Source organism: Streptomyces sp. NPDC048197 (assembly GCF_043202395.1).
Classification (GTDB): domain Bacteria; phylum Actinomycetota; class Actinomycetes; order Streptomycetales; family Streptomycetaceae; genus Streptomyces; species Streptomyces siderophoricus.
Window position 1 is genome coordinate 405,941 of sequence record NZ_JBIDAJ010000003.1, and the last position, 6,831, is coordinate 412,771.

7 protein-coding genes are annotated in these 6,831 nt (G+C 74.4%); 4 read left to right on the top strand and 3 right to left on the bottom strand.

Annotation, left to right across the window (positions count from 1 at the left end):
- Nucleotides 1-43 precede the first annotated feature (43 nt).
- From glnII to ACGF4C_RS07085, 4 genes are all read left to right on the top strand, one after another.
- On the top strand, nt 44-1,066 hold the full coding sequence (gene glnII, locus ACGF4C_RS07070; protein WP_393563909.1) for a glutamine synthetase: 1,023 nt from the start codon (nt 44-46) through the stop codon (nt 1,064-1,066).
- Between the two features lie 254 nt (nt 1,067-1,320).
- The gene (locus tag ACGF4C_RS07075) at nt 1,321-2,250 is read left to right on the top strand and encodes a DUF6891 domain-containing protein (protein WP_393563910.1); all 930 of its coding nucleotides are present in this window, start codon (nt 1,321-1,323) and stop codon (nt 2,248-2,250) included.
- Nucleotide 2,251: 1 nt separating this feature from the next.
- Nucleotides 2,252-2,920: a rhomboid-like protein gene (locus ACGF4C_RS07080; protein WP_393563911.1), complete on the top strand. Its 669-nt coding sequence runs from the start codon at nt 2,252-2,254 to the stop codon at nt 2,918-2,920.
- Between the two features lie 470 nt (nt 2,921-3,390).
- The gene (locus tag ACGF4C_RS07085; RefSeq protein WP_393563912.1) at nt 3,391-4,023 is read left to right on the top strand and encodes a winged helix-turn-helix domain-containing protein; all 633 of its coding nucleotides are present in this window, start codon (nt 3,391-3,393) and stop codon (nt 4,021-4,023) included.
- 118 nt (nt 4,024-4,141) lie between these two features.
- Here ACGF4C_RS07085 and ACGF4C_RS07090 read toward each other — a convergent pair whose 3' ends face one another.
- From ACGF4C_RS07090 to ACGF4C_RS07100, 3 genes are read right to left on the bottom strand one after another with little or no spacing between them, the layout of a single operon-like run.
- Complete coding sequence (locus tag ACGF4C_RS07090) at nt 4,142-4,789, bottom strand: DedA family protein (protein WP_393563913.1); 648 nt, start codon at nt 4,787-4,789, stop codon at nt 4,142-4,144.
- Nucleotides 4,782-5,660, bottom strand: coding sequence for a lysophospholipid acyltransferase family protein (locus ACGF4C_RS07095; protein ID WP_393563915.1), 879 nt, complete (start codon nt 5,658-5,660; stop codon nt 4,782-4,784). The genes ACGF4C_RS07090 and ACGF4C_RS07095 overlap by 8 nt, the downstream gene beginning before the upstream one ends.
- Nucleotides 5,657-6,436, bottom strand: a complete 780-nt coding sequence (locus tag ACGF4C_RS07100; protein WP_393563917.1) for a GNAT family N-acetyltransferase — start codon at nt 6,434-6,436, stop codon at nt 5,657-5,659. Before ACGF4C_RS07100 ends, ACGF4C_RS07095 begins: the two co-directional genes overlap by 4 nt.
- Nucleotides 6,437-6,831: the final 395 nt, after the last annotated feature.

The window sequence follows — 6,831 nt, forward strand, 5'->3', positions numbered from 1 at the left end:
ACGCCCGCACGCGTACCCGCACCTACCCGTATAAGAGGACCCCGTGACCATCAAGGCCGAGTACATCTGGATCGACGGCACCCAGCCGACCGCCAAGCTCCGCTCCAAGACGAAGATCCTGGCCGACGGGAGCAAGCTGCCGCGCTGGGGCTTCGACGGGTCCAGCACGAACCAGGCCGAGGGCCACTCCTCGGACCTCGTCCTCGAACCGGTCTTCAGCTGCCCGGACCCGATCCGCGGCGGCGACCACCTCCTGGTGCTGTGCGAGGTCCTCAACACCGACCTCACCCCGCACTCCTCCAACACCCGTGCGCTGCTGCGCCCGGTGGCGGAGAAGTTCGCGGCCCAGGAGCCGATCTTCGGCATCGAGCAGGAGTACACCTTCCTCAAGGGCGAGCGGCCGCTCGGCTTCCCCGAGGGCGGCGGCTTCCCGGCCCCGCAGGGCGGCTACTACTGCGGTGTCGGCGCGGGCGAGATCTTCGGCCGGGAGATCGTCGAGAAGCACCTCGACCTGTGCCTGGCCGCGGGCCTGGGACTGTCCGGCATCAACGCCGAGGTCATGCCGGGCCAGTGGGAGTTCCAGGTGGGCGCGCTGCCGCCGCTGGAGGTCTCCGACCACATGTGGGTGGCGCGCTGGCTGCTGCACCGTACCGCGGAGGAGTTCGGCGTCACCGCGTCGCTGGACGCCAAGCCGGCCAAGGGTGACTGGAACGGCGCGGGCGCGCACACCAACTTCTCCACCCGCGCGATGCGCGAGGGCTACGACCCGATCATCACCGCCTGCGAGGCGCTGGGCGCGGACGGCAAGCCGCTGGAGCACGTCCGCCAGTACGGCACCGGCATCGAGGACCGGCTCACCGGCGCGCACGAGACCGCGCCCTGGGACGAGTTCAGCTACGGCGCCTCGGACCGCGGTGCATCGGTGCGCATCCCCTGGCAGGTCGAGGTCGAGAAGAAGGGCTACATCGAGGACCGGCGGCCGAACGCCAACGTCGACCCGTACGTGGTGACCCGGCTGATCGTGGACACCTGCTGCACGGAGCTGGCGCGGCGCGAGCAGGTCTGAGGCGGGGCGCAGCGCGAACTGCCATAGGGCGTACGGCCGTAGCGCGAACTGCCAGAGCATGTATGGCCGTAGCGCGTACGGCTTGGCGCGCGGCTTGGCGCGCACGGAGGGGCCGGACCGGTGGGTCCGGCCCCTCCGCGTGTCCGGCATTCGCCCGGCCGCCGGGCGGCATTGTCAGTGGCGGCAGCATTGTCAATGACGGCGGCGTTGTCAGTGGCGGCGGCGTTGTCAGTGGCGGATGGCAGGCTGGGATCATGCTTGCGATCAGCGTCAAGACCGAGTCCGGGGCGGACCTTTCCCGCCCCACCGCCGCGGAGCTGGCCGGACTGCTGCGGCGGATCGGCGCCGACGGCGACCACTTCGCGGTCGTCGAGCGGCTGCCCGACGAGGACCAGGTGTGCCTACAGACCTGGCGGGACGGCGACGGGCCGTTCGCCGTGGAGCACCGCGACGGCGCTCCGGAACGGCACTTCACGGCCTCGACCGCGGACCCCGAGCGGGTCGTGGAGGTGTTCCTGGACTGGGCCCGCGGCGGGCAGGCATGGCGTACGGCCCTGGACTGGCGGCCCGCCGACCTGTTCGCCACGCCCGGCCTGGACCCCGCGATCCGCGCGGAGGCCGAGGAGCGGGCCCAAGCCGGCATACGCTCCGGCTTCCGCGCCTTCCACGAGGTCGTCAGGGACGTCCAGGACGGCTTCGACCCCGCGGAGGCCGAGGTCTCGAAGGAGGAGGCACGGCGGGTCGTGGCGCAGCTGTGGGAGCAGCGGCTCACCGAGCAGGCAGGGTGGCCGGAGGTGACCGACCCCGACCGGGTAGCCCGGGCCTTCGCCGCGCTGGCGGACCAGGGACTGACGGCCCGGATGGACTTCACCTGCTGCAGCAACTGCGCGCTGGGCGAGATAGGGGGCGAGCGGGCCGAGGGGGACCGGGGCTTCGTCTTCTTCCACCACCAGGACACCGCGGCGGCCGCCGAGGGCCACGGCCTCGCGGTCCGCTACGGCGCCTACCCCGGCCCCGGCCAGGACGCCGCCGAAGTGCCGGGCGAGCAGCGGGCCGAGGTCGGCCGGACGGTGGCCGCGGCGCTGGCCGGGGCGGGCCTGCCGGTGCGGTGGGACGGCGATCCGGACCGCGTGATCGACCTCGCCCCGCTGGACTGGCGCAAGCGCCTGCCGACGGGAGCCTGAGATGACACCCCGGCCCCGCCCGCCCCTCCCGTCCCGCGTGCCCTGGGCCGCACCGCTGTACGTCGGAGCCGTCCAGCTCGGCGCGTACGCCACCGCGCGGCTGCCCGCCCGCCGCCGGACGGAGCTGCTGCGCGCCCACTCCACCAACGTCGCCAACCTGCGGGCCGGCCACTGGGGCACGCTGCTCACCAGCGCCGGGTTCGTCGAGGAGCCGCTTCCGGTGCCGTACGGCGCGGCACTGCTCACCGTCCTCGGCACGGCCGAGCGGCGCTGGGGAGTGCGGCGCGCGGCGGGCGTCTTCGCGGCCGGCCACATCGGCGCCAGCCTGCTGGTCCACGCCGGCCTGCGCGCCCGCGCCCACCTGCGCGGGCCCGAGGACCCGACCCCGCACGCCGTCGACGTCGGCGCCAGCTACGGCTTCTACGCCACCCTGGGCGCGCTCGCCGCGTCCGTCCCGCACCGCGGCATACGGACCGCCGCCACGGCCGGCCTGCTGGCCCTGGGGATACGGCCCGTACTGCGCCGGGGGCGGACGTTCACCGACGCCGGCCATCTGACCGCACTCGCACTGGGGACGGCGATCGGAGCCGGAATACGCGCAGGACGGCACACGGCACACGGCACACCCGGAAAGGGGGCAAAGCGGGGATACGCGGTGGCAGACCGCTGATGGACCGGGGATGGGCGACAACGGGAAGCTGGCGGACCGGGGATCGGCGACAGCAGGCCGCTGATGGACCGGAGATCGGCAACAACGGATTTCGGCCACCCGTCCGCCCCCCTCCCCGCCCCCAACTCCTGTCCTCACAAGCCGAGTCGGAACGGAATCGCGCCCGGTCCGGCGGTATGTGCCGCCCGAGTGCGGTGGATTCGCGTCACACCACCACCCACACGAGGGACAGATCACCGACTGTCTGGTTCAATGGGGCCATGGCCAGCCTCACCGACACCGCGACAGGTCGCAGCGACCTCGAGCCCTTCTGGCCGTCCCGGCAGGCGCACGCTTTCGACCGTCTGTGTTGCCGCGCGCACTGAGCGCGGGCCCGCACACACCTCATCGACGCCGCTGACCGGCGTCCCCAGCCCTGCCCGCGCGCACGACGTCCCTGACGCCCCTCTGCGCGAAAGAGCTGACTCCTGATGACGAACGTCCGTACCCTGACCGCCGGTTCCACGACGGCCCCCCTGTCCCCCCTCACCACCCCGCCCCCGAACCGCCACCGCCTGCGCGCCGTCTCACCCGACGAAGCCCACCCGTCACCCGCCGCCGCCCCGGGTGGAGGCGCTGCGCGCCACAGCGTCCCTGCCGTGGCGGAACTGCTGAACTCCGGCGCCACCTGGCTCCCGGCGCCCCAGCACAGCCTGCCGGCCCTGCCCGGCCAGCCGCCGATGGTGGGCTACCTCGTCCTGGTGCCGGCCGACCAGGCACCCGCCCCGGCCGCGCCGCCACCGGCCGCACGGCCCGAGGCGCCCGCACCGACCGGCGACGAGATCGTCCGGATCGACCCCGAGCAGCGCACCGCCCAGGTCCTGGGCCGCCCGCTGGACCTGACGTACCTGGAGTTCGAGCTGCTGGCCCATCTGGTCGCCCATCCGCACCGCGTGCACACCCGTGACCAGCTGGTGACCACGGTCTGGGGCTACGGGCACGTCGGGGACGGCCGCACCGTCGACGTCCATGTCGCCCGGCTGCGCCGCAAGTTGGGCGTCGAGCACCGGTCGTCGATCGTGACGGTGCGGCGGGTCGGCTACAAGTACGTGCCGAGCACCTGAGCCCGGCCAGTCCGGCGCCGGTCCGGACCGTACGAGTCCGACGTCCGTCCGGACCGTACGAGTCCGACGCCCGTCCGGACCGCAGGAGGCCGGCCCCGGCACCGGTGGCCCCTTCGGGTCAGACGCCCTCCCGCTTCCCCTGGAGCGGGAGGGCGTGCCGCACCCCGCGCCGGTGCACCCAGCCCACACCCCCCGCCACCAGCAGCCCGGCCGCCGAGGCCAGCAGCATCCCGCGGGCCGGCGACCCGGCCAGCGCCGTACCGCCCAGGCCGCCGAGCGCCGCGCTGCACAGCGCCCAGAGGCCCGCGCCCACCGCGTCCAGCAGGACGAAACGGCGCAGCGGGTAGCGCACGCTCCCGGTGGAGAGCGCGGCGACGACCCGGCCACCGGGCAGGAAGCGCCCGGCAATGACCAGCAGCGCGGCATGCCGTTCCACCCGCGCCCGGGCCCTGGCGTGCCGGGCCCGGCCGCGTTCGCCGCGCAGCAGCCGGGCGACGGCCCGCGGGCCCGCGTACCGTCCGACGGCGTAGCCGAGGCAGTCACCGGCCAGCGCCCCGGCCGCCGCGACGCCCGCCAGCAGCGCGAGCAGCGGCAGGTCGGGACCGATGAGCACCGCGACCAGCACGACGGTGGTCTCGCTCGGCATGAACGGCAACAGCGCGTCGAGCCCGGACACCAGCAGCACGACCAGCCAGAGCCAGGGCGAACCGAGCAGGCCCTGCAGGGTGCGGGCCAGCGTGTCGAGGTGGTCGAGCTGGTCAAACATGGACCCGCGCGGACCGCGCCGCGCCCGGTACCGGCACGGCCGCCACCGGCCGCCCGTACAGCGCCGCGCGTTCCGCCCGCGCCGCCAGCTCCCGCCGGTCCGCGCCGTCCGCGCCGTCCGCGGTCGTCAGCAGCGGATGGGCGGTGACCCGTACGGTCAGCGCGCGGGCCGCGAGCACCCGGCGCAGCGAGCCGAGGAAGGTGTCCTCACCGCAGAACGCGGCCACCGTGCTGGGCCGGCCCTGCTGGGCGTACGCCAGGGTGACCGGCCGGACCGGCGCACCGGCGTCGAGGGCGGCCTGAAAGGTGGCCCGGCGGAACACCCCCCGGCCGGCCGTGCACCAGGTGGTCGCCTGCGGAAACACCGCCACCGACCGCCCGGAGGCCAGCAGCCGGCTCAACTCGCGTACTGTTGAGGGCAGTTGACGAGGATCCGTGCGATCGATGAAGAACGTACCGGCGCGCCGGGCCAGACCGCCGACGACCGGCCAGCCGCCGACCTCGCGTTTGGCGAGGAGGGTGACCGGTTCGACGGCGAGCAGGGCGGGGATGTCGAGCCAGGAGATGTGGTTGACGACGAGGAGGGTCCCGGGGCCACCGCCCGGCGCGGTGAGCGGCCCGGCGCCGGCGCCCGGCGGCCCGGCCACCGGAGCCGGGCCCTCCAGGCGGATGTCCAGCGCGTCGAGCAGAGCGGCGGCATGGGCGCGCAGCCGTACCGGGCCGGCCATCCGCCCGCCGTCGGTCAGCGCCCGGCGCACCCGGTGGGTGAAAACGGCGGAACGCCGCACCGCCTCGGCGGCCGGGACCCGCGGCAGTGCGTGCCGGGCGCAGTCCGGGGTGCAGTCGGAACGGACGTCCCAGGGGCCGTTCACCGCTCCCCCAGGAAGTAGCGCCGGTAGCGGTCGCCGAGCCGTTCCATGTCCAGGACGACGAAGAAGTCCGCGACGTCGAACTCGGGGTCATGCGCGGGCGCGCCGCAGATGAACGCGCCGATCCGGAGGTAGCCGCGCAGCAGCGGCGGCAGCTGGGCAAGGCTGGGGCGCCCCGGCACGGGGACGGTGGAGTGCCACGGCCGGTGCGGGGTGACCGTCAGCTCGGGCGGGGCGGCGTAGCGGGTGCGGCCCAGCTCCCGGGCGTGGGCGGCGGCCGTACCACCGTCGGCGAGCGGGACGGAGGCACAGCCGGCCAGATAGCGGTGGCCGGAGAGCAGCGTGTAACGGGCGAGCGCGGCCCACATCTGGGTCATCACCGCGCCGTCGCGGTGATCGGGGTGCACACAGGAGCGGCCGGCCTCGATGAGCGAGGACCGCAGCGCGGCGAGCGCGCCGAGGTCGAACTCGCCGTCGGAGTAGAGCCGCGGGCTGCGGCCGGGCGGCAGCAGCCGGTACGTACCGACGATCGCGCCGCTGGCGGTGTGGGTCACGACGAGGTGGTCGGCGACCTCGTCGACGTCGTCGATGTCATGGCCGGCCAGCGGGGTGTGCAGGGTCGCGCCCATCTCCTCGGCGAAGACCAGGTGACGGAGCCGCTGGGCCGCGCGGATCTGCTCGGGAGTATCGGCTATCTGCGCGGTGTAGCCGGTGTCGGTGGGAGCGGCAGCCGCGGGTGCGGCGGCGGTGGGGGCGGACGCGGTCGGTGCCATGCGCATGGGAGCTCCATGGGGAGTGGAAGGCCGACGAGTCGACGGACGGGGCTGACCTGGCCCTTCTCTACGCGCCAGACTGTTCCCGCACCGGCCGCCCGAGCGCGTGAAGCGGAGGGGGCGAACGGGTGAGCCTCGGCGAAACACTGCGTTGTGGCCTGCTTCCCACGTACCTGACTGTCCCGCCGTTCCGCTGCGCTTTGCGGTGCCTCCCACGTAGCCGTCTGTCCCGCCGCGGGGCTTGGTCGCCGTTGCGCTTTGCGGCGCCCCGCATGTACTCATCTCTCCCACCGCGGGGCGTCTCGCCGTTGCGCCTGCGGCGGGCTGGGTTTGTGGTGGGTGCGGTGACGGGCCTCCGGGGCCGGTTGTGTGGACTGCTGACGCTTTACGCTCCGCTGCGC

What these genes read in the sequence shown, in the direction of transcription:
- ACGF4C_RS07075 (WP_393563910.1), top strand. Translation starts at nt 1,321, where the DNA reads ATGCTTGCGATCAGCGTCAAGACCGAGTCCGGGGCGGACCTTTCCCGC.
- ACGF4C_RS07080 (WP_393563911.1), top strand. Translation starts at nt 2,252, where the DNA reads ATGACACCCCGGCCCCGCCCGCCCCTCCCGTCCCGCGTGCCCTGGGCC.
- ACGF4C_RS07085 (WP_393563912.1), top strand. Translation starts at nt 3,391, where the DNA reads ATGACGAACGTCCGTACCCTGACCGCCGGTTCCACGACGGCCCCCCTG.
- ACGF4C_RS07090 (WP_393563913.1), bottom strand. Translation starts at nt 4,789, where the DNA reads ATGTTTGACCAGCTCGACCACCTCGACACGCTGGCCCGCACCCTGCAG.
- ACGF4C_RS07100 (WP_393563917.1), bottom strand. Translation starts at nt 6,436, where the DNA reads ATGCGCATGGCACCGACCGCGTCCGCCCCCACCGCCGCCGCACCCGCG.